Source organism: Kineosphaera limosa NBRC 100340 (genome assembly GCF_000298215.1).
Taxonomy (GTDB): Bacteria; Actinomycetota; Actinomycetes; order Actinomycetales; family Dermatophilaceae; genus Kineosphaera; species Kineosphaera limosa.
The window spans coordinates 69,289-90,351 of the sequence record NZ_BAHD01000003.1 but is presented as its reverse complement, the minus strand read 5'-3'; the positions used below and the strand labels follow the sequence as shown (position 1 = coordinate 90,351).

Annotated in this window: 17 protein-coding genes, 1 tRNA gene and 1 pseudogene; 8 read left to right on the top strand and 11 right to left on the bottom strand. The window is 71.5% G+C overall.

Annotation, left to right across the window (positions count from 1 at the left end; translation table 11 throughout):
* Positions 1-3: 3 nt before the first annotated feature.
* From KILIM_RS00775 to KILIM_RS00765, 3 genes are all read right to left on the bottom strand, one after another.
* Positions 4-1,713 carry an NAD-dependent malic enzyme gene (locus tag KILIM_RS00775; protein WP_006590690.1) on the bottom strand — a complete coding sequence of 570 codons (1,710 nt, stop codon included), beginning with the start codon at positions 1,711-1,713 and terminating at the stop codon, positions 4-6.
* 102 nt (positions 1,714-1,815) lie between these two features.
* The gene (locus tag KILIM_RS00770) at positions 1,816-2,841 is read right to left on the bottom strand and encodes an LLM class F420-dependent oxidoreductase (RefSeq protein ID WP_006590689.1); all 1,026 of its coding nucleotides are present in this window, start codon (positions 2,839-2,841) and stop codon (positions 1,816-1,818) included.
* Positions 2,842-3,124: 283 nt separating this feature from the next.
* The gene (locus tag KILIM_RS00765) at positions 3,125-3,961 is read right to left on the bottom strand and encodes an enoyl-CoA hydratase-related protein (RefSeq protein ID WP_006590688.1); all 837 of its coding nucleotides are present in this window, start codon (positions 3,959-3,961) and stop codon (positions 3,125-3,127) included.
* 324 nt (positions 3,962-4,285) lie between these two features.
* On the opposite strand from KILIM_RS00765, the gene KILIM_RS00760 reads away from it, so the two are divergent.
* A complete protein-coding gene (locus tag KILIM_RS00760; protein WP_006590687.1) occupies positions 4,286-5,341 on the top strand; it encodes a glycoside hydrolase family 16 protein in 1,056 nt (351 codons plus the stop codon).
* A gap of 220 nt (positions 5,342-5,561) precedes the next feature.
* Positions 5,562-6,338, top strand: a complete 777-nt coding sequence (locus tag KILIM_RS00755) for a helical backbone metal receptor (protein ID WP_006590686.1) — start codon at positions 5,562-5,564, stop codon at positions 6,336-6,338.
* Positions 6,339-6,418: 80 nt separating this feature from the next.
* Here KILIM_RS00755 and KILIM_RS00750 read toward each other — a convergent pair.
* Positions 6,419-6,502 (bottom strand) — tRNA-Tyr (locus KILIM_RS00750).
* Positions 6,503-6,617: 115 nt separating this feature from the next.
* On the opposite strand from KILIM_RS00750, the gene KILIM_RS00745 reads away from it, so the two are divergent.
* Positions 6,618-7,118, top strand: coding sequence for a YajQ family cyclic di-GMP-binding protein (locus KILIM_RS00745; RefSeq protein ID WP_006590685.1), 501 nt, complete (start codon positions 6,618-6,620; stop codon positions 7,116-7,118).
* 29 nt (positions 7,119-7,147) lie between these two features.
* Here KILIM_RS00745 and KILIM_RS00740 read toward each other — a convergent pair whose 3' ends face one another.
* The 6 genes from KILIM_RS00740 to KILIM_RS24435 form a co-directional block, all read right to left on the bottom strand.
* Complete coding sequence (locus KILIM_RS00740; protein ID WP_006590684.1) at positions 7,148-7,576, bottom strand: type II toxin-antitoxin system VapC family toxin; 429 nt, start codon at positions 7,574-7,576, stop codon at positions 7,148-7,150.
* Entirely contained in the window at positions 7,573-7,800 is a 228-nt protein-coding gene (locus KILIM_RS00735) for a FitA-like ribbon-helix-helix domain-containing protein (RefSeq protein ID WP_006590683.1), read from the bottom strand. The genes KILIM_RS00740 and KILIM_RS00735 overlap by 4 nt, the downstream gene beginning before the upstream one ends.
* A 93-nt stretch (positions 7,801-7,893) precedes the next feature.
* The gene (gene hrpB, locus KILIM_RS00730) at positions 7,894-10,641 is read right to left on the bottom strand and encodes an ATP-dependent helicase HrpB (RefSeq protein WP_255247578.1); all 2,748 of its coding nucleotides are present in this window, start codon (positions 10,639-10,641) and stop codon (positions 7,894-7,896) included.
* Positions 10,642-10,855: 214 nt separating this feature from the next.
* On the bottom strand, positions 10,856-11,521 hold the full coding sequence (locus tag KILIM_RS00725; RefSeq protein ID WP_006590681.1) for a response regulator transcription factor: 666 nt from the start codon (positions 11,519-11,521) through the stop codon (positions 10,856-10,858).
* Positions 11,518-13,020, bottom strand: coding sequence for a sensor histidine kinase (locus KILIM_RS00720; RefSeq protein WP_006590680.1), 1,503 nt, complete (start codon positions 13,018-13,020; stop codon positions 11,518-11,520). Before KILIM_RS00720 ends, KILIM_RS00725 begins: the two co-directional genes overlap by 4 nt.
* A 9-nt stretch (positions 13,021-13,029) precedes the next feature.
* Positions 13,030-13,449, bottom strand: a complete 420-nt coding sequence (locus tag KILIM_RS24435; RefSeq protein WP_006590679.1) for a hypothetical protein — start codon at positions 13,447-13,449, stop codon at positions 13,030-13,032.
* A 184-nt stretch (positions 13,450-13,633) separates the two neighbouring features.
* On the opposite strand from KILIM_RS24435, the gene KILIM_RS00710 reads away from it, so the two are divergent.
* From KILIM_RS00710 to KILIM_RS25385, 5 genes and pseudogenes are all read left to right on the top strand, one after another.
* Positions 13,634-14,269, top strand: a complete 636-nt coding sequence (locus tag KILIM_RS00710; protein ID WP_006590678.1) for a DUF4956 domain-containing protein — start codon at positions 13,634-13,636, stop codon at positions 14,267-14,269.
* The gene (locus KILIM_RS21910; protein ID WP_006590677.1) at positions 14,266-15,168 is read left to right on the top strand and encodes a polyphosphate polymerase domain-containing protein; all 903 of its coding nucleotides are present in this window, start codon (positions 14,266-14,268) and stop codon (positions 15,166-15,168) included. Before KILIM_RS00710 ends, KILIM_RS21910 begins: the two co-directional genes overlap by 4 nt.
* A gap of 86 nt (positions 15,169-15,254) precedes the next feature.
* Positions 15,255-16,958: an AMP-binding protein gene (locus KILIM_RS00700; protein ID WP_006590676.1), complete on the top strand. Its 1,704-nt coding sequence runs from the start codon at positions 15,255-15,257 to the stop codon at positions 16,956-16,958.
* Positions 16,959-17,216: 258 nt separating this feature from the next.
* A pseudogene (locus KILIM_RS25390) lies at positions 17,217-17,747 on the top strand (MFS transporter); the annotation flags it as partial.
* Complete coding sequence (locus tag KILIM_RS25385) at positions 17,742-18,392, top strand: MFS transporter (protein WP_373280980.1); 651 nt, start codon at positions 17,742-17,744, stop codon at positions 18,390-18,392. The pseudogene KILIM_RS25390 and the gene KILIM_RS25385, both read left to right, overlap by 6 nt.
* An 87-nt stretch (positions 18,393-18,479) precedes the next feature.
* On the opposite strand, the gene pepN is transcribed toward KILIM_RS25385, so the two are convergent.
* Positions 18,480-21,041, bottom strand: coding sequence for an aminopeptidase N (gene pepN, locus KILIM_RS00690; protein ID WP_006590674.1), 2,562 nt, complete (start codon positions 21,039-21,041; stop codon positions 18,480-18,482).
* Between the last annotated feature and the right edge of the window lie 22 nt (positions 21,042-21,063).

Below are 21,063 nucleotides of genomic sequence, written 5' to 3'. Positions count from 1 at the left end.
GCCTTAGAGCACGATCTTCGCGTACGTGGGCTGCCACATCTGCGCGAAGACCTGTTGCACCGGATCGGTCAGCTCGACGCGCGCCAGGTCCTCCTTCGCGGCGGCCTTGCAAACGGCGAGCGCAACGGCCGCGGAGACGGTCCGCAGCTGGTCGACCGACGGCAGCAGCGGCGCCCCCGGCTCACGGTCCTGAGCCATGTCGGCCACGGCCCGTGCCGAGGCCTCGATCATCCGATCGGAGACGCGGCTCGCCTTGCTGACCGAGACGCCTAGGCCAAGGCCCGGGAACACGAGCGCGTTGTTGGCCTGCGCGATGTAGTGCACGACGTCGCCGTGCCGCACGGGCGCGAAGGGGGATCCGGTGGCGATGAGCGCCCGCCCGTCGGTCCAGGAGACGATGTCGACCGGCTTGGCCTCGGCCCGCGGCGTCGGATTCGACAGCGGCATGATGATGGGCCGCGCGGTGTGCTTGGCCATCTCGGTGACGACCTCCTGGGTGAAGGCGCCCGCCTGCGCCGAGGTGCCGATGAGGATGGTCGGCTGCACCCGCTGGACGACATCGAGCAGGCCGATGCGGTTGCCCGTCGACGCCCAGCCGATGACCTCGTCGTCGGGGCGGGCGTACGGCTCCTGGAAGTCGCGCACCCGGCTGCCCATGCCCTGGGTGATGAGGCCGCGGCTGCCCAGGCACCAGAACCGTCGGTTGGCCTCCTCGCGGCTCAGCCCCTCGCTGACCATCACGTCGCGCATGGCCTCGGCGATGCCGACCCCGGCCGAGCCGGCCCCGTACACGACGATGCGCTGGTCGGCCATGCGACTGCCGATGCGCTGCACACCCGCCAGCGCGGCGGCCAGCACGACCGCCGCCGTGCCCTGGATGTCGTCGTTGAAGGTGCAGTGCTCGCCGCGGTACTTGGCCAGGATGCGGTGGGCGTTGTCCGCCGCGAAGTCCTCCCAGTGCAGCAGCGCGCCCGGGAACATCCGGGAGACGACCTGGACGAAGCGGTCGATGAACTCGTCGTAGCGCTCGCCACGCACCCGGGCGTGACGCTCACCGAGGTAGTTGTCGTTGTTCAGCAGCCGCAGGTTGTCGGTGCCGACATCGAGGACGATCGGGATGGACCGGCGCGGGTGGATGCCGGCCGCCGCGGTGTAGACCGCCAGCTTGCCGGTGGTGATCGCGATGCCACCGACGCCCTGATCGCCGATGCCGAGGATGCCCTCGGAGTCGGTGACGACGACCAGGTCGACCTCGTCCGCGTCCAAGCCGTAGTTGCTCAGGGAGTCTTCCATCTCCTCCGGGCGGTCGATCGAGAGGTAGACCCCACGCGGGCGGGAGTACCAGTCGCTGTACAGCTCGATGGCCTGGCCGATCGTGGGGGTGTAGACGATCGGCAGCATCTCTTCCAGGTGCTCGGACAGCAGCCGGTAGAAGAGCACCTCGTTGCGGTCACGCATCTGGGTGAGGAAGACGTTCTTGCTGAGGTCGTCACCCTGCGACTGGTACTGGGCGTAGACGCGCCGCACCTGCATCTCCAGCGTGTTCGATCCCGGGGGCAGCAGGCCCGTCAGGCCGAGGGCCGTGCGTTCCTCATGCGTAAAGGCCGTGCCGCGGTTGAGCATCGGGCGGCTCATCAGCTGGTAGCCGCGAGGCTTGATGGGCAGCTCCTCGCCGTTGTCGAGTCGCAGGAAGGGCTTTCGCGCGTCGGTCATAGGGGGCAGCCTAAATGCGGCGGCGCTCCCGGGCGCGATTGGCGGCGCCGCATATCGGATTCAGAACCTCCGGCGTCGGGTAGCGCCCCGGGCCGAGGTTGCTCAGGCGACCTGCGCCAGCGCCTGCAGCGCCTTCGGTGCACCAGCCACGAGCAGGGTGGTGACCAGTGAGGATTCCCACTGCGCGAAGCGCTCGGCGATGCGCGCCTTGGGGCCCACGAGCGCGATCTTGTCGACCATCTTCGTGGGCACCGCGGCGATCGCCTCTTGGCGGCGGCCCGCCAGGTAGGCCTCCTGGATGGCGGCGCATTCGGCCTCGAAGCCCAGCCGGGCGATGGCCTCGTTGTGGAAGTTCGCGCCCTTGGCGCCCATCCCGCCGACGTAGAGGGCGATCATCGGGCGCAACGTGTCGGCGGCGGCCTCCACGTCGTCGTCGAGCACGACCTGCACCGGGCAGGCGACCTCGAAGTCCTCGACGCGGCGGGCGTCGTCGGCGGCGCGGCGCGCGAAGCCCTCGGCGAGGCGCGCGCGATAGGTGGCGTCGTCGTCGGGGGCGTAGAACAGCGGAATCCAGCCGTCGGCGATCTCGGCAGCCAGCGCCACGTTCTTAGGGCCTTCGGCGGCCAGGAGGATCGGCAGGTCCGTGCGCAGCGGGCGGATCGTGGCGTGCAGCGGCTTGCCCAGGCCGGCACCCCCCTGCAGCGGCACCTGGTAGTGCTCGCCGTCGAACTCGACATCCGCTCGAGCCAGCGCTTGGCGCAAGATCGCGACGTATTCGCGGGTGCGGGCCAGCGGCCGCGGATAGGGCTGGCCGTACCAGCCCTCGACGACCTGCGGGCCCGAGGCGCCGATACCGAGGGCGAACTTGCCGCCGGTCAGATGATCGAGGGTCAGGGCGGCCATGGCGGTGGCGGTCGGGGTGCGCGCCGACATCTGCAGCACGGCGGTGCCCAGCCGCAGGCCAGGGTTGCGCGCGCCCTGCCAGGTCAACGGGGTCAGCGCATCGGAGCCATACGCCTCGGAGGTCCAGATCGACTCGTACCCCATGTCCGCGGCTGCGGTGACGAGCTCGTCGACCCCCTGCGGCGGCCGCGCTCCCCAGTAGCCCAGCGACAGACCCAGCTTCATTGCGTGCCCCTTTCGCGCCCGTCGTCGGACGACCCCGCCATGTTACTCACCAGTAGCCTTCGCAGCCAGCCCGCGCCCGCACTCCACCCGAGGGCCACACCCTCGCCGGGGATCGTCGGCTCGAGGGACGTAGCGACTTCTCAACGTACTCGCGACGGCGTCACATTTCGGCGAATCGCTCTGACCTGCACATTCGCTGTCGCGGCTCCGGGCATGGATGCTCCCAGTACGTCAAGAAGTCGCTACGTCCGTCGGCACTGCGGGTCGCGGGACACTCGGCGCCTCAACCGCCGCCGCGCCCCAGGCGTTCGGGCGGGAAGGCGGGCGACTCCTTGGCCAGGAACGCGCGCACCCCCTCGGCGAATCCCGGCGAGGAGTAGACGGCCCGCAGCAACTCCGCCTCTGGTGCGGTGCCGGCGGAGGTGAGCTCGGCGAGTTGGGCCTTGGTCACTTCGATCGTCACCGGCGCGGAGCGCACCACGCCATCGGCCACCTGGTCGAGCAGGTTCGTCAAGGCCTGGGAGTCCTGCGCCACCTGCAGCACCGCGCCGACGTCGTACGCCCGCCGGGCATCGACCAGTTGCGAGGTGAGAAGCATGGCCCGGGTCAGGGACTCTCCGAAGACGTGCCGGCAGCGGGCCAGCACCGAGCGACTCAGTGCATTGCCCAATGTGCGCGCGATGGGATACCCGAAGCGCGCGTCAGCCGTCGCCAGCCGCACGTCGCAGCACGTCGCGACCGCCAGTCCCCCACCGACGCAGATGCCCTCGACCGCGGCGATCGTCACTTGCGGCAGCGCGAAGAGGGCGTCGAGCATGCCCATGACGCGACTCTCGTAGTCGGCGACGATCTCGGCACCGCTGCGGCCCGCGAAGCCGGCAATGTCGTTGCCGGCCGCGAACGCCCGGCCACCGGCCCCCCGCAGGACGACGACACGCGCGTCGATGTCGTCCGCGAGTTCGCGGAACGCCTGGGTGAGCGCGCCGTACATCGCTGGGGTCATCGCATTGTGCTGTTGCGGGCGGTTGAGCACGATGTCGACGCGCGCCCCGTGACGCTGCACGAGGACCTGCTCGGCCGATGCGTCGGTGGCGTCGGCCGGGGTGTCGGGGGTGACCATGCACCCACCTTCGCGCCGCCCAGAAGTGACCCGTCGCGCTTCGGCGGTCGCAAAGGTCACGTTTTAGTAACGGCGACTGGAGGCTGTGGGGCCGGCCCGTCGTCGCGGTCGCGCGCGCCTCGGTTCGGCCTCGCGGCGTTTCGCCGACACGCCGCCGGCGTCTAAGCCGGCCCCACCGACCCAGCGGCCGCACGCGCCGACCCGCACGAAACGGACACTCGCTCAGGTGGCACCCTCTGGCGACCGACAGGCAGCCGACCCACTCCCGCGCTGCCAGCTTGCTGCCGACTTGCTGCCGCGCGGCCTCGTCCATGGAGGGACTTCATGAGTACCCGGATGCTCACCGATCTGGCGGCTGCCACGTTGCCGTTGGCGCTCGCCGGCGGCGCCGGCTACGCCGCCCCACCCCTTGACAGTGGCCCCGGCCCCACCCGCTCCGGGCCTGCGGCACACAGCACCGCAGCTGCGAAAACCTCACCAGCACAGGCCTTTTCACAGACTGACTCGGGCAAGAAGGTGCCGCCGGGGCAGGCCAAGAAGCGGCCCACACCGCCCACACCGACTCCGACTCCGACCCCCACCCCAGACCCCACTGCGGCGCCTGAACCGGCGCCCGAGCCGACACCTGAACGGCAGCTCGTGCTCGACTGGCGCGACGACTTCGACGGGCCCGCAGGTGCGCCGCCGAACCCCGCCATGTGGAACTACGAGCTCGGCGGCAGCGGCCGCGGCAACCAGAACCTGGAGTACACGACGAATCGCCCGCAGAACGCCTCGCTCGACGGCGCCGGCAACCTCGTGCTGACGGCCCGCTCCGACAACGTCGCGGGGCTGTACTGCTGGTACGGTCCGTGCCGCTACACCTCCGGGCGGATCACGACCCAGGGCAAGAAGACCGTCGCCCACGGCCGCGTCGAAGCCCGGATGAAGCTGCCCAAGGGCCAGGGTCTGTGGCCGGCGTTCTGGCTGCTCGGGGCGAACTATCCACAGGTGGGGCACCCGCAAAGCGGTGAGATCGACATCATGGAACTCGTCGGCGACGAGCCGTTCCGCGCCTGGGCGTCGGTGCACGGCCCCGGCTATACCCTCGCCGGGCACACCGCCAAGTACGACCTGCCGGAGGGCTCGACGTTCAACGACGAGTTCCACACGTTCGCGCTGGACTGGCACGAGCAAGAGCTCGTGTTCTCCGTCGACGGCAACGAGTTCTACCGGATGCACCGCGACCTCATCGGCGAGAACGAGTGGGTCTTCGAGGACCCGTTCTTCGTCATCCTCAACCTCACCGTCGGCGGCACGTGGGGCGGCGAACCCGCTGCCGACACACGGTTCCCGGCCCAGATGGTCATCGACCACATCGCCGTGTACCGGCCCGCCTAGCCGGCCGGCGCCTGGTTCTCCGCCGCGTCGGCACGATCCCGGGGGGCGTGCCGACGCGGGGGTCCAACCTTCCCCGGCGCGGGTCACCTACGGCCTGCGCCGACCACTCCTTATGGCGCCGATGATGCCGCCGGCGAGGTCGAACCTCCTGTTCGGCCCCGCCCTGCCCTAGCCGTTTGGGGCTGTCCCCTGTCCGAAAGAAATGAGATGGTGAACGATCATGCCCACAGTGACCGATGATCTCGGCACGCCGATTGCGTTGCCGCAGCAACCCGCCCGCATCGTCAGCCTGGTGCCCTCGCTGACCGAGGCGCTCGCCTCGTGTGTGCCGCAGGCCCTAGTGGGCGCCACCGACTGGTGCACCCACCCGGCCGACCTGCAGGTCACGCGGGTGCGCGGCACGAAGAACCCCGACCGGCACGCCATCATGCGGCTGCAGCCCGACCTCGTCGTAGCCAACCGTGAGGAGAACCGGGAGCTCGACGTGCGGCGACTGCGCGACGCGGGCCTGAGCGTCTGGGTCACCGACGTCGAGACGGTGCCGCAGGCATTGGACTCCCTGCATCGGCTGCTGTTGGCCGTCAGCGGATCGGTGCCCGCCTGGCTCGAGGAGTCGGACCGGCTCTGGTCCGGTCCGCCGGTGCCCCCGGTGGCGCGGGTGGCCGTGCCGATCTGGCGGGACCCGTGGATGGTCGTGGGGTCGGCGACGTTCACCTCTGACCTGCTCAGCCGCGTCGGTCTGCGCAACGCGCTCGCCGGCGAGGAGGGCCGCTACCCGCACGTCGACCTGGCGGACATCGACTCGGTCGGCGCCAACGTCGTGCTGCTGCCCGACGAGCCCTACGCGTTCAGCCCCACCGACGGCCCCGAGGCCTTCGTGCGCACCCCGACCCGCCTCGTCGACGGCCGCCTGCTCACCTGGTACGGCCCGAGCCTGCCCGCCGCTCACGCCATGCTCACCGAACTTGCCCGAGGGCTCGCCGCGCAGCCGGTCTAGCTGCATCCGCGCAGTGCAGAGGCCTGTGAGTGCGCGGACGACGAAGCCCCCGGTTCCGATGAACCGGGGGCTTCGCGCTGTGGTGGCGGGTGAAGGATTCGAACCTTCGAAGCTCTCGCGACGGATTTACAGTCCGCTCCCATTGGCCGCTCGGGCAACCCGCCAGGTGCGTCTGGAAGGATAGCAAGCCGACCCCGGGTCGCGTCCAATCAGGTCGGCGACCGGCGTCCGGCCGCGCGGCCGGACGCCCGCGACAGCCCCACCCATCGAAGGAGCCTCATGGCCGACAGTTCGTTCGACATCGTCAGCAAGACCGACAAGCAGGAGGTGGCCAACGCCCTCAACCAGGCCGCCAAGGAGATCTCCCAGCGGTACGACTTCAAGGGCGTCGGCGCCTCCATCGACTGGAGCGGCGAGGGCATCCTCATGAAGGCCAACACTGAGGAGCGCCTGCTGGCGGTGCTCGACGTCTTCCAGACCAAGCTCGTCAAGCGCGGGGTCTCCCTGAAGTCCCTCGACATGGGCGACAACGGCCCAGCACCGAAGCCGTCGGGCAAGGAGTACCGGCTCGAGGCGGCCCTGCGCGACGGCCTGACCCAGGACAACGCCAAGAAGATCAGCAAACTCATCCGCGACGAGTTCGGCAAGACCGTCAAGCCCGTCATCCAGGGCGACGAGCTGCGCGTCAGCAGCAAGAGCAAGGACGACCTGCAGGCCGTGCAGCAGATGCTCAAGGGCGCCGACCTCGACGTCGCCCTGCAGTTCGTCAACTACCGCTGAGCCTGCCGCCGCTGCGCGACTCGGGCACGCTACGCTTCGCCCGGCTCCGCCTCCCACGGGTTCACGAGCCGGATCCCGAATCCCTCGAAGTGCCGGACGTTCCGAGTCGCCAGCGGCAGGCCTCGCGCCAGGCAGATTGCACCGATCATCAGGTCTTCGACCTCGACCGCGCGTCCGGCTGCCTCCCGGTCCGCCCGTAGCTGGCCGTAGGCGTGGGCGGCCGGCTCGTCGAACGACAGCAGACGATCACCGGCCTGCAACACCAGCTGCTCGAGCGACTCGAGCAGCTCCCTTCGGCGTCGACCTGCCGGGAGTCGCACGGCCCCGAACCAGAGCTCGCCGACCGTCACGCTGGTGATGGCAGCCTCCGAGCCGGTCGCTTCCAGCCAGGCCAGGACGTGCGGGTCCGGCCGGCGACGCAACGGTTCGGACACTACGTTGGTGTCGACGATGATCACGCGAGGTCGACCCCGCGTGGCGCGCGCCGTTCTGGCAACTCCAAGTCGTTTCCGCGCAACGTCTGCGCGCGCTCCAACCAGTGCGCGATGTGATTGGGGCGCCGGACAGCTTCCTCGAGGATTGCCCTGACCTCCGCCTCCATCGATCGGTCGTTGCGCGCCGCCCGCTCCTTGAGCGCCTGCCTGGTCTCCGGGGACAGGTTGCGAACCGTCACAGTGGCCATTCGACACTCCCCTCCGTCTGCTTGCATTGACTGCAATGCTAGCGCTTGCCACCTAGAGGAGTGTTGCGGTGGCGGCTACTCGGCTGTGCGTGTTCAGCGGCCGACGCGTCGGGTGGTCCGGGCGGTCGCGGGCGCCGTCCACGGGTCCACCGGCCACGGGTGCTTGGGGTAGCGGCCGCGCATCTCGGCGCGGACCTGCTGGTAGGGGCCGGACCAGAACGACGCGAGGTCGTCGGTGACGGCCAGTGGCCGCCCGGCCGGCGACAGCAGGTGGAAGAGCACCGGGACACGGCCGTCCGCCAAGCGCGGGGTGTCGGCCAGGCCGAAGCACTCCTGCAGCTTCACCGCGACGACCGGGCGTTCGTCGGCCCGATCGACGGTCGGGTACGTGATCGCCGCGGTCCGACCGCTCGGCACGGGGAGCCGCGCCGGGGCGAGGTCGTCGAGCCGCCCGGCGCTGCCGTCGGCCCACGGCAGCAGGCGGCGGAGCGCCTCGTGCAGGTCGAGCCGCTCGGCTCGGGTGCCCTCGGCGAGCCGAGCCAGTTCGGGGCCGAGCCAGACCTCCAGCTCGGCCAGCAGCGCGTCGTCGCGCACGTCGGGCCACGGCTCGCGCAGGTGGTGGCGCAGGAACGCCAGGCGGCGGCGGAGTCCCTCGGCGGCTTCCGACCAGCTCAGCAGGCTCAGACCCTCGGTCCGCAGGGCCCGAGTGACCGCCGCGCGACCTAGCTCGGGCGTGGGTTTGATGGGCGTCGCGGCCAGCTCGATGGCGCCGAGGGCCTCGACCCGGCGGGCGGTGACGCGGCCGTCGCGCCAGGTCGCACTCGCGACTTTCGTGTGGAGCGCCGAGCCGGCCGCCAACGCATCCTGCTCGGTCAACGGCGCGGCGAGGCGGATGAGGGCGCCGGTACCGCTGGCCGCTGCCGCGTCGCTGCGACCCACGTCGGCCACCGCGATCCACTCGCTGCCGCGCAGCGCAGAGGCTGGCGGCAGGGCCGCTCGCGTTCCGCCGGCCAGGAGGTACACCCCGCCGTCCAGACGCGCGATCCGGTCGGGAAAGGCGAGCGCGACCACCAGCCCCGCTACCTCATCCGCAGAACGATGACCCATCGGAGCCGCGGTGCGGTGAGCCGACCTCCCCCCTGCGGCGCCCGTGACCTCGGGCGATCCCGAGCCTGCCGGTGCCTCGCTGTGCTGGCCGGTGGCGAGGGTTTCGAGGCGGCGACGTTGGGACTGCCAGGTGGCATGTCCCGGGGCGTGGCCCGAGCGCAGGCGCACCAGCAGTCCCGGCAGGTCCGCGCCTTCGGGTCGGTGATCGTCAGCGAGGGCGGCGACGACCTCGGCGGCACGGCGGGCACCGACCGCCCGGCTCCCCGCGAGCAACGCTCGCCCCAGGCGCGGATCCACGGGTAGGGCCGCAAGCTCCCGTCCCGCCGCGCTCGCACGGCCGTCCGCCTCGAGCGCTTCGAGCCCGCGAAGCACGGCGTGCGCATCGGCGAGCGCCGCGGCCGGAGGCGGATCGGGCAGCGGCAACCCAACCCCTCCGGGAGTCCCCCAGCAGGCCAGCAACAGCGCCGCTTCGGTGAGGTCGGCCGCGGCGATCTGCGGCGTGACGTGCGCGGGCATGCGGGCGTAGGTCTGCTCGTCGTAGCAGCGGACCACCGTGCCCGGGCCGAGCCGGGCCGCGCGGCCCGCGCGCTGCGTGGCGGCGTCGCGGGAGGCCGCCACTGTGACCAGGCCCGACATGCCGCGCGCGGCGTCCCGGCGCGGCTCACGCGAGAGGCCCGCGTCGACGACGAGTCGCACGCCAGGGACGGTGAGGGACGACTCGGCCACCGCCGTCGAGACGACGACCCGGCGGGGTTCGCCCGGCCGCCGGCCGCGGACGACCCGGTCCTGCTCTCGGGGCGGCAGGCGACCGTGCAGTTCCAGCACCTCGATCCCCGCGACCGGGTCGCCTCCGGCCCTGTCGCCGTCCGACGGTGCGGGCAGCGCGGCGCGCAGGGTCGCCGCCACCCGGCCGACCTCCCAGGCGCCGGGCAGGAAGACGAGGGCATCGGCCTCCGGGTGGGCGCGCAGCGCCTCCCGGGTGACGGAGGAGGCGTGGTCGAGAAAGCCGCGGGTCACGCCGCGAGCGTCGAAGCGCCCGTCGGGCGGCGGCCGCCACAGCACCTGCAGCGGATGCAGCGCGGCGGGGCAGTCGACGATCGGCACCGGCTCACCGTCGCCGAGCAGTGCCGCGAAGCGCGGCGCGTCGAGGGTGGCCGACATGGCGACGAGGCGCAGGTCCTCGCGCAACTGGCGGACCTGAGCGAGCATGCCGACGAGCAGGTCGGTCTCCAGGCCGCGCTCGTGCACCTCGTCCAGCACGACTGCCGCGACGCCGGGCAGCTCCGGGTCGGCGAGCAGGCGCCGCAGTAGCACCCCGGGCGTGCAGAACTCGACGACGGTGGCGCGGGACATCCGCCGCTCCCCGCGGACTGTGAAGCCGACCCGCTCCCCCACGCCCGAACCGTCCAGCTGCGCCAAACGGGCCGCCGCCGCCCGCACCGCGATCCGTCGGGGCTGCGTGACGACCACCCGCCCGGTTCGCCGCCCGGCAGGACCGGAACCGCCCGCCGCGCCCCCGGCCCCTGGGGTGGCGGCTCCGCTCGACGGCATCCCGTTGGGACCCCAGGCAGCGACCAACTCCGCGACCAGCGGCGGGACGAGCGTCGTCTTGCCGGTGCCCGGCGGGGCCTGCACGATCGCGGCCGATCCGACCTCCGCGAGCGCCTCGCGCAACGCCGGCAGGCTCACCGCGAACGGCAGCCCATGCCCGATGCGCGCCACGTCGAAGACCACCGGCCCAGTCTCCCCCAGCACCAGGTCCCTGGCCCGGTCCCTGGCCGCAGGCGCCGGCCCCAAAGGCTCCGGAGCCCTGGCCCCGGCCCTGCCCCCGGCCCTGCCCCTGGCGACTGCTGCGCTCCCTGCCGAGCGTTGCGGTCGCGACAGCAACCGTCGGCAGGGACCGCGACCGTCGGCGTGCGGGGAGGGCGCGGACGGGCCCGTCGGCGGGTCAGGCGCGCAGGCGGTAGCCCATGCCGCGGACGGTCTCGATGACCTCGGCGCCGAGCTTGCGGCGTAGGTACCGCACGTACACGTCGACGACGTTGGAGCCGGGGTCGAAGTCGTAGCCCCACACGTGGCTCAGCAGCTGCTCGCGGGAGAGCACCTGCCCGGGGTTGCGCAGGAACGTCTCCAGCAGCGTGAATTCCCGCGCGGAGAGGTCGCGCACCTTGCCGTCGACCCGCACCTGCCGCGAGCGCACGTCGAGGCTGATGGCGCCCGCCGAGAGCTCCATCGCCGCCGAGTCGCCACCGGAAGGAGCACGCAGCCGCAGCCGGATGCGGGCGAGCAGCTCACCGAAGGAGAAGGGCTTGCTCATGTAGTCGTCGGCGCCGCCCTCCAGGCCGGCGATCGTGTCGGCGGCCGAGTCGCGGGCCGTGAGGATGATGACGGGCAGCGCCGACCCCGTGCCGCGCAGCCGGCGCAGCACCTCGAAGCCGTCCATGGCGGGCAGGCCCACGTCGAGGATGATGAGGTCGTACTCGCCGCCGACCGCGTGCGCGAGGGCCGACGCGCCGTCCTCAACGATCGTCGTCGTGAACCCGCTGGCGCCCAGGCCCTTGGCGACGAAGCTGGCGATCCGCGGCTCGTCCTCGGCGATGAGGATACGGCTCATCGCACCTCACCGCCCGAGATCCCCACACTCTCCTGTGCGTCTTCGCCTTCGTCGTCCGGGTCGGCAGCGATGGCTCCCGCCGGCAGCTCGATGACGAACCGTGCCCCGCCGGCCGCCCCCGCCGCCGACACCCACGCGGTTCCGCCGTGGGCCTGCGCGATCGCCATGACGATCGCCAACCCCAGCCCACTGCTGCCCTCGCGGCCGGTCGAGCCGGAGCGGTGCCGGCCGAAGATGCGGAAGCGCTCGGCGGGCGGCACCCCGGGCCCGGTGTCCCGCACCCACAGCTGCACACCGTGCGGGCCGCGGGCACACCCGAAGCCGATCTCGTCGCCCGGCGCGGTCACGGCGACGGCATTGGCGGTCAGCTGCAGCATCGCCTGCGTCAGCCGCCGCGGGTCACCGGTGACCCACACGTTGGAGAGCTGATCGACGACCCAGGTCCGCTCGCCCAGCGAGCGCGCCTTGGCCAGACACTCCTCGACGAGCAACGCGACCTCGAACTCCTGCGGCCGCACGAAATCCGGCCGTCGTGCCTTGGCCAGTACGATGAGGTCCTCGACGAGCCCGCTCATGCGATCCAGCTCGTCGATGGCCAACGCGCGCACCGCCTCGACATCGCCGCGATCGTCGGCGTCCATCAACTCGAGGTGGCCGCGCAGCACGGTGATCGGCGTGCGCAGCTCGTGCCCCGCGTCGTCGAGCATCCCGCGTTGCGCACCGAGCGCCTCCTGCAGGCGGTCGAGCATGCCGTTGAACTGCCGGGAGAGGTCGGCCACCTCGTCGTCGCCGTGCACCGCCAACCGGCGGGAGAGGTCGGTCTCGGTGATCGCCTCGGCCGTGGCTCGCAGCTCCTCCATCGGTCGCAACAACCGGCGCACGAGCAACCAGGCCGCGAGCAGCAGCACAAGCCAGGCGATGACCGCGGCGATCGCGTACGAGCGGATCGTGTCGTGCAACTCGGCCAGCTCGCGGTCCAGGTAGTAGAACGCGACATAGTGACCGCGGTCGGCGCCCTGCACGACGGGCATGACGGCGTAGGTGATGCGGCCGTGGGCCGGGCTTGTGTAGTCGCCGAACGCCGGGTTCTCGTGAGCCGTGACCTCCGCCCGGAACGCCGGATCGGCGTGCACGTCACCGTCGCCGTCGGCCTGCACGATCGCCGAGCCGGTGAGATAGCCGACGTGCGTCTCGTTCTCGTCAGGCACCTTGCGCTGCATGGAGACGGTGAAGAGACGCTCGGCGTCGGTGAAACCCTGTCCCGTGTCCGGATCGATGCCCGAGGCGGCCAACTCGGTGAACTCGCGGACCTCCTGGGCCAGTTGACGTTCGATGCGATCGCCGACCCGCTGCCGTTCAAACAGCAACGCCGGCGCGCCGGCGCCGATGAGTCCCGCCGCTGACAGGGCCGCGATCGCCGCCAGCACGCGCCGCCGCAACGAGGGCCGGCGCCACCCGTAGGTCGCCCCGGCCCCGCTGCTGTCGTTCGGTTCAGTCATCGGCCCTGCTCAGTCGTCGTCATCGTCATCGTCATCGTCGTCATCATCATCGTCGTCGTCATCGTCGTCGTCGTCCACCGCCACTCGGGTCGGCGGCTTGGGTACGGGCCGCACGACCTTCGCAGACGAGGTGCGCGCCGGGGTGGGCTTTCGCGCACCAGTCGATCCTGACGACTTCTGCGCGGTCGACCCGGACGTCGTGGGCGCGGGCTGCGTGGCGCCCGACGCCGGACTCTGGGTCGGGCTCTGCGTCGGGGCGGTGGCCGCGGTGCCCGGAGAGGACGTCACGGCGGCGGGAACGCGGTTGAGATCGACGACGCGGCCGAGTTCGGGCTGCTGCGAGCCCAAGCCCCAGGACGCGCCGAACGCCACAGCGGCGGCGACGCCGATGGCGACCACGGCGGCAAAGACGAGACGTACGGGAGGCATGACTTCATCGTCACCCTCCCCCCGCCGCCCGGTCACCCCCCTGGCGATGAGAAGGCTCTCATCGTCGATGAGAGTGCTCTCATCCAGCCGTCATCACCGGCTCACAGCGGGCGGGCACGCTGATTCTCATCGCAGCCGACCATCGACCGGCACCCCTGCGGCGCCGCCCCGAGAGGACACCCCCATGGACCTGACCACGCTGTTCACCGGCCTGGCCCTCAACCTGACCATCATCACCGTGCTCGTGTTCGGCTGCTACCGGCGCCGGCACAGCAAGGTGGACCTCATGCTCAGCTACATCGTGCTGAACATCGGCGTCTTCGGGGCGGTCGCTTTGCTGGCCGGCGCCGACGGCGGCCTGGCACTGGGCATGGGGCTCTTCGGCATCCTGTCGATCATCCGGCTGCGCTCCTCGGCGATCTCCCAGACGGAGGTCGCGTACTACTTCGTCGCGCTCGTGCTGGGCCTCGTCAACTCCCTGGGTGCGCACGTGCTGCCGCTGGCGATCACGATCAACGTGCTGCTGGTCGGCGCGCTGTGGGCGCTGGACCGCGGCGAGCAGGCCGTCAAGCGGCGCCCGACCGAGACCCGCCGCATCACCCTCGATGTGGTGCACGACGATCCGGACGCGTTGCGCGCCGACCTCTACGGGCGCCTGCGCATCCCCGCCCTGTCGGTGGTCGTCGAGGAGATCGACTACGTGCGCGACGTCATGGTGCTCAAGGTCGAGGTCGAGCGGCCCAAGAAGGCCACGGCCGCCGCAGCGCTGCCCGGTGGGCACGCCCAGGGCGACGCGATCTACGCCGGCGGTGCCCGATGAGCACGACGATCAACCCGGTCAGCCCCACCAGCCCAGCGAGTGCAGCCATGGACTCTCTGGCCGCCCGCATGACACCCGTCGACCTGGCCACGGTGTTGCAGCGCGCCGAGCTGCAGGATCGCGTCGACACCAAGTACGTGCTGTACCCGGCTGTCCTGGCCCGCCTCGTCGAGCAGTTGGAGACGGAGGCGGGCGGGCCGAACGGGCCGGACGGCGCGGAGGGCGCGGAGGGCGCGCTCGACGTGCTCGACATCGACGGCAGGCGCCGGTTCGCGTACGAATCGCGCTACTTCGACACCGCCGACCTGCGCACCTTCCGGGAGCACGTGCAGGGCCGTCGGCGCCGGTTCAAGGTGCGCACCCGCACCTATCTCGACTCCGGCGGCAGCCACCTGGAGCTCAAGCTCGCCGGGGCCCGGGGTACGCAGAAGCTGCGCTGGGCCATCGACGACACCGACGTCGCCCAGCTCACCGGCGCCGGGCACCCGGCCGACTCCCACACCGGGCACCCGGCCGTGGCCGCGGTGCACACCGAACTGGCCGACCGCGGCTATCCCCCGCTGACCGGGCTGCGGGAGGCGCTCATCACGACCTACTCGCGCACGACCCTCGTCGGCCGGCACCGCCCGGTGCGGCTCACCGTCGACACCGATCTGGAGTGCGTGGGGCCCGGGCGTAGCCTGCACGCCCTGCACGATCGGCTGCTGCTGGAGGTCAAGACCCCCACTGAGCGCGACCCGATCCACCGCCTGCTGCTGGAGCTGGGCGCCCGCCCGGTGTCGATGAGCAAGTACGGCGTCGGGGTCGGCCTGACCCGCGACCTGTCCACCCGTCCGTGGGCGGAGGCGATCAGCCGGCATCTCGACCCGATGGTGCGCGAGCACCCCGCGGCGGCCTGACCTCCTGCCACCCTGGGCGGCGAGGTCCCGGGCACAGTTGACCCAAATGGGCCAGCCCGGCGGGCCGTTCCTGATACAGAAGACGGATGAGCACCGTTACCTCGCAGTACGCCGCCGCGCGGGACTTCCTGCTGCAACACCGCGCCGACTACGACAGCGCTGTCGCCGGCTTCACGTGGCCGGACATCTCCGGGCCGTTCAACTGGGCGATCGACTGGTTCGATGTCCTTGCCGAGGGCAACGAGCAGCCTGCCCTGTGGATCGTCGAGGAAGACGGCACCCAGGAGCAGTACACGTTCGAGCAGATGCGCACCCGCAGCGACAAGCTCGCCGCGTGGTTGCGCGAGCGGGGCCTCGGCAAGGGTGACGCGGTGCTGCTCATGCTCGGCAACCAGGTCGATCTGTGGGACTCGATGCTGGCGATCATGAAGATCGGCGCCGTCATCGCCCCCACGACCGTCGCCCTGGGCGCCGCCGACCTCAAGGAGCGGATCGCGCGCGCCGACGCCAAGGCGATCATCTGCAGCCCCGACGACGCCGGCAAGCTCTACTGGGCCAAGGAGACCGCCCCCGACCTCACACTGATCTGTGCGGGCGAGGCCGAAGGTTTCGCGAATCTGCGTGACGCCCAGGCCGGGCCGGAGGCGCCGCGCTGCGAGGTCGTCACCGACGCGAGTGACGCGCTACTGCTGTATTTCACGTCGGGCACCACGAGCAAGCCCAAGCTGGTGCTGCACACCCAGGTCAGCTACCCCGTCGGACACCTGAGCACGATGTACTGGATCGGCCTGAAGCCCGGCGACGTGCACCTGGCGATCAGCTCCCCCGGCTGGGCCAAGCACGCGTGGAGTTGCTTCTTCGCGCCGTGGATCGCCGGCGCCACGATCTTCGAGTACAACTACACGCGCTTCGACGCGGTCGGCCTGCTCAGTGCGATGGGCGACGCCGGAGTCACCACGTTCTGCGCCCCGCCGACCGTGTGGCGCATGCTCATCCAGGCCGATCTCGACGGCCGCCGCGGCAGCCTGCGCGAGGTCGTCGGCGCCGGGGAGCCACTGAATCCGGAGGTCATCGAGCAGGTGCAGAAGCACTGGGGCCTGACGATCCGCGACGGCTTCGGCCAAACCGAGACCACGTGCCAGATCGGCAACACCCCCGGTCAGGACGTGGTGGCGGGCTCAATGGGCCGCCCGCTGCCCGGCATCCCGTCGGTGCTGGTCGACCCCGTCACCGGCGAGCCGACCAAGGAGGAGGGCGAGCTGTGCCTCGACCTGTCGAAGCACCCCGTGTCGCTCATGGCCGGCTATCAGGACGACCCGGCGCGCAACGACGAGGCGATGGCCGGCGGCTATTACCACACCGGTGACGTCGCGAGCATGGACGAGACGGGCCGCGTGACCTTCGTCGGCCGCACCGACGACGTGTTCAAGGCCAGCGACTACAAGATCTCCCCGTTCGAGCTGGAGTCGGTGCTCATCGAGCACCCGGCCGTGGGCGAGGCGGCGGTCGTGCCCGCGCCCGACGAGCTGCGGCTCGCGGTGCCCAAGGCGTACGTCGTGCTGACTCCCGGGCACGAGCCGACACGGGAGACGGCCGAGTCGATCCTGCGGCACTGTCGCGAGGGGCTGGCCCCGTTCCAGCGGATCCGTCGCCTGGAGTTCGGCGAACTGCCCAAGACGATCAGCGGCAAGATCCGCCGCGTCGAGCTGCGGCATCGGGAGGAGGGCATCGTCGGCAACCGCCCCGAGGGCGAGTGGCGCGACGACGACTTCGATCTGCGCGGCAGCTGAGGCACGGCGGCTTAGCCGGCGACACGTTTGAGGCGGCGACATCCCTTGCAGGGTGTCGCCGCCGCTGCGTCTGCCGCCCTCCCTTGCCGCGGCTGGCACAATCGACCTTCGTGAGATCGCGCCAGATGTGGGTCGTATGGGTCGCCGGCGTCTTCATCTACGTCGCCGCGGTGATGCAGCGCACGAGCTTCGGCATCGCCGGTCTCGACGCGGCCCGTCACTTCAACGCGCCGGCGGGGGGTCATCGGCTCGTTCGTCGTGCTGCAACTCGTCGTGTACGCGGGCCTACAGATCCCCGTCGGGGTGCTCATCGATCGGTTCGGACCGCGGGCGTTGCTGATCTTCGGTAGCGCGCTGATGTTCCTGGGGCAGTTCGCTTTGGCGTTCGCGGAGTCGGTGCCCTCGGGCATCGTCGCCCGACTCCTGCTCGGCGGCGGCGACGCGATGATCTTCGCGAGCGTGCTGCGTACGATCCCCTCGTGGTTCCCGCCCGACCGGGCGCCGCTGATGACGCAGTTGACCGGCATGCTCGGGCAGCTGGGGCAGATCGCCTCCGCCATTCCGTTCGCGTGGGCGCTGCACTCCTTCGGCTGGCGCCCGGCGTTCCTGGCCGCGTCCTTCGTCAGCCTGTTCGGCGCGCTGGCGGCCGTGCTGTTCGTGCGTAACTCGCCGCTGCGACGCACCGACACCGGCTCGCTGCGGGTGGTCGCGCCGGAGTTCGACGGTGCGCCGATCACCGAGCGGATCAAGGCGGTCTGGGCGCACCCGGCGACGCGGCTGGGCATGGCGACGCACTTCACCACGTCGTTCTCGACGATGACGTTCGCGATGATGTGGGGCTTTCCGTACCTGACGGTCGGGCAGGCGCTGACCGGCCCGCAGGCCAGCGCTATGATGACCCTCTTCGCCATCACGAGCCTGGTCGTCGGGCCCATGCTGGGGATCCTCACCGGTCGGCATCCGTACCGGCGCAGCAATATGGCCATCGGGGTCGTCGCGGTGACGATGATCCCCTGGATCGTCATCTTGGCCCTGCCGAGCGCCGCGCCGCTGTGGCTGGTGGCCATCCTCATGATCTGCATCGCGGTCGGCGGCCCGGGCTCGGCCATCGGCTTCGACTTCGCCCGCACCTTCATGCCCAGCCATCGCCTCGGGACCGCAACGGGCGTCATCAACACCGGGGGCTTCACCGGCGCGCTGCTGGCGATCCTGTGCATCGGTGTCGTGCTCGACCTGTTCGGCGGATACAGCTTCGAGGCGTTCCGCTGGGCGATGGCCGCGCAGCTGCCGATCGCCCTCCTGGGCCTGCTGGCCATCCGGCACACGCGCAATCAGGTGCGCGCCCGCCTCACCGCCGAGGAGGGCATCGAGGTCGAGCCCCTCGTCGTCGTCATCGCCCGCCGCTACCGCACCTGGCGCGACGGCCGCCCCTGATCGCCCGAAAGACACTCACGGGCGAAGTTCAGCGGGTGGCTGTGCAGGTCGCCGCGAACCATGTCGCCCGGCGCAGGGCGGCGGGCGTTAGTAGCGGGAGCGGGAGACCAGGGCGTAGCGGAGGTCGGCGAGGCCGTCGGCGAAGGAGCGGCGGACGGCCGCGGCCAAGTCGGGGCGCTGCAGGGCTGCCTCGATCACCTCGGCGGTGTGCGCCTCGGTGACGGCGTGCGGGAACGCCGCTTCGGCGACCCGACCGAGTGCGTACTCGCCGAGCACGCCCGCCAGCTCGGGCAGCTCCTGCGCGTAGCGAGGCACGTAGGGGCGCACGAGGTCGAGATCGGGGCAGCGCCAGAAGCTGAGGCCCGTGTGCAGCCGCTCGGAGTTGCTTGCGCCGCCACCCTCGGGGCGCCCCACCAGCACGTCCCACGCCTGAGCCTTCGCGGCGGCCGTCGGAATGGCGGCGCGGGCCGCGAGCGCAGCCAGATGGCCGTCGAGGGAGCTGTCGGCAGCCAGCCGCTCCTCGATCTGCGTCTCGCCGGCCGCGCCCAGCCGGGCGAGGGCGGTGAGACACAACCAGCCGAAGTCGCGATCCGCGCCGAGCCCGTCGGCCGCGCCCTCTCCGGCCAGCCAGGTGCGCAGCAAGGCCACGTCGTCGGTGGCCGAGGCCACGATCCGCAGCGCCGCCAGCCGCAGCGACGCTCGCTCAGCCGCCTCGACGCCCTCGGTCGCGTCTGCTGCCTGCGCGTCACCCAGGCGTTCGAGCAGGAGGTGACCGGCGCGGGCGATGCGGGTGCGCGCGCCTTGCTCATCGGCGAAGTACGAGGTGGCCAGCGACCCCGCGACGCGGCCGAGCATGGCCACGACACCGCTGTCGCGTTCGGTCGGCAGCGCCGCGACGAGGGTCTCCAGGTAGAGGTCCGGGGGCGTGGCGCCCTGCACCACCGCGTCGGCGAGCGCGACCCAGGTGACCACCCGGGCCAGCGGGTCGTGCAGCGGAGGCAGCTGCCGCGGCAGGTGCACGGCGCTCGCGGCGTCCAAGCGCACGTCGGCCCAGGTGAGGTCGGCGGCATTCGGCAGCACCAGCGCGGGCGCTGGGCGGCCGGTCAGCCCGGGCAGCAGCGTCTCGTCGCCGAGGGCGCGCACGTCGATCCGCCATACCTGCTGCCCGTCGGTGAAGCCGGCAATGTCGAGGGCGTGCGGCCGGTCGGCGGCCAGCTCGCCCCACTCCCCCATCGGCGGGGTGCGCCACAACCGGGCCTCGCGGATCATCTCGCCGGTCTTTTCGTCCTGCCTCGTCTCGATCTCGACGGCCAGCTCGTCGCGTCCGGCCGAACGCAGCCACGCCTGGGCCCAGCTGCGCAGGTCCAGCCCGCTGGCGGCACCCACCGCGTCGAGGAAGTCGGCCAGGTCGGCGTTGCCGTGGGCGTGATCGTGCAGGTGGTCGCGCACGCCGGCGATGAACGGTCCGTCGTCGACGTAGGCGATCAGCTGCCGCAGCACGCAGGCGCCCTTGGCGTAGGAGATGCCGTCGAAGTTCTGCAGGGCGCTGGCCGCGTCGGGGGCCGGGTTGGCCGCGACCGGATGCGTCGAGGGCCGCCGCTCCGCCGCGTACCCCCACGCCTTGCGGGAGATGCCGAACTCGGCCCACGCGCCCTCGAACCGGCCGATCGCCTCCTGCGCGCGGTGGGCCATGTACTCGGCGAACGACTCGTTGAGCCACAAGTCGTCCCACCAGCGCATCGTCACGAGGTCGCCGAACCACATGTGCGCCATCTCGTGCAGGATCGTGTTGGCCCGGCCCCGGCGCTGCGCCAATGTTGCCGCCCCCCGGTGCAGCGCGTGCTCGGAGTAGGTCACACAGCCCGGGTTCTCCATCGCGCCGGCGTTGAACTCCGGGACGAGCACCTGATCGTAGGAGGGGCCGAACGGGTAGTCGATGCCGAAGAGCCGCTCGAAGTAGTCCAGCCCGTCGCGGGTGACCTCCAGCAGTTCGTCGACCTGTTCGCGCAACTCGGCGGCGACGCTGGCCCGAGCGTGCCAGCCGAGGTCGATTCCCCGGTGCTCGGCGCGCACGCTGACCCACGGCCCGGCGCACACCGTGACGAAGTAGGTCGCCAGGGGCTGCGTCCGTTCCAGCGCCCACTCCCCTGGGCCGACTTGTTTCGCCGCGCCGTTGCCGAGGACCGACCAGTCCTGCGGCACCCGCACCTGCACCTCGTAGGGCGCCTTGAGATCGGGTTGGTCGAAGCACGCGAAGACGGTGGGGGCCGCGTCGAGAAAGGTCATCGCGTAGACGTAGTCGTTGCCGTCCGCGGGATCGGTCGCGCGATGCAGCCCCTCACCGTCGTGCCGATAGGCCATCGTCGCCTCGACCTGCACGACGTTGCTCGCCGCCAGGTCGAGCAGCGGCAGGCGTCCGTCGACGCACGTCGTGGGGTCGAGTTCGCGGCCGTTGAGCATCACCGAGCCCAGTTCCACGGCGCGCACGTCGAGGAAGGTCGCGGCCCCCGGCTCTCGGCAGTCGAACGCGATCCGCGTCACCGACCCGAAGACCTGCGCCCCCCGATCCAGGTCGAGCTCCACCTGGTAACCGGTGACATCGAGCAGTCGGGCCCGCTCGCGGGCCTCCTCCACGGTCAGACTCCCCATCACCCCACCCTCGCACGTCGGC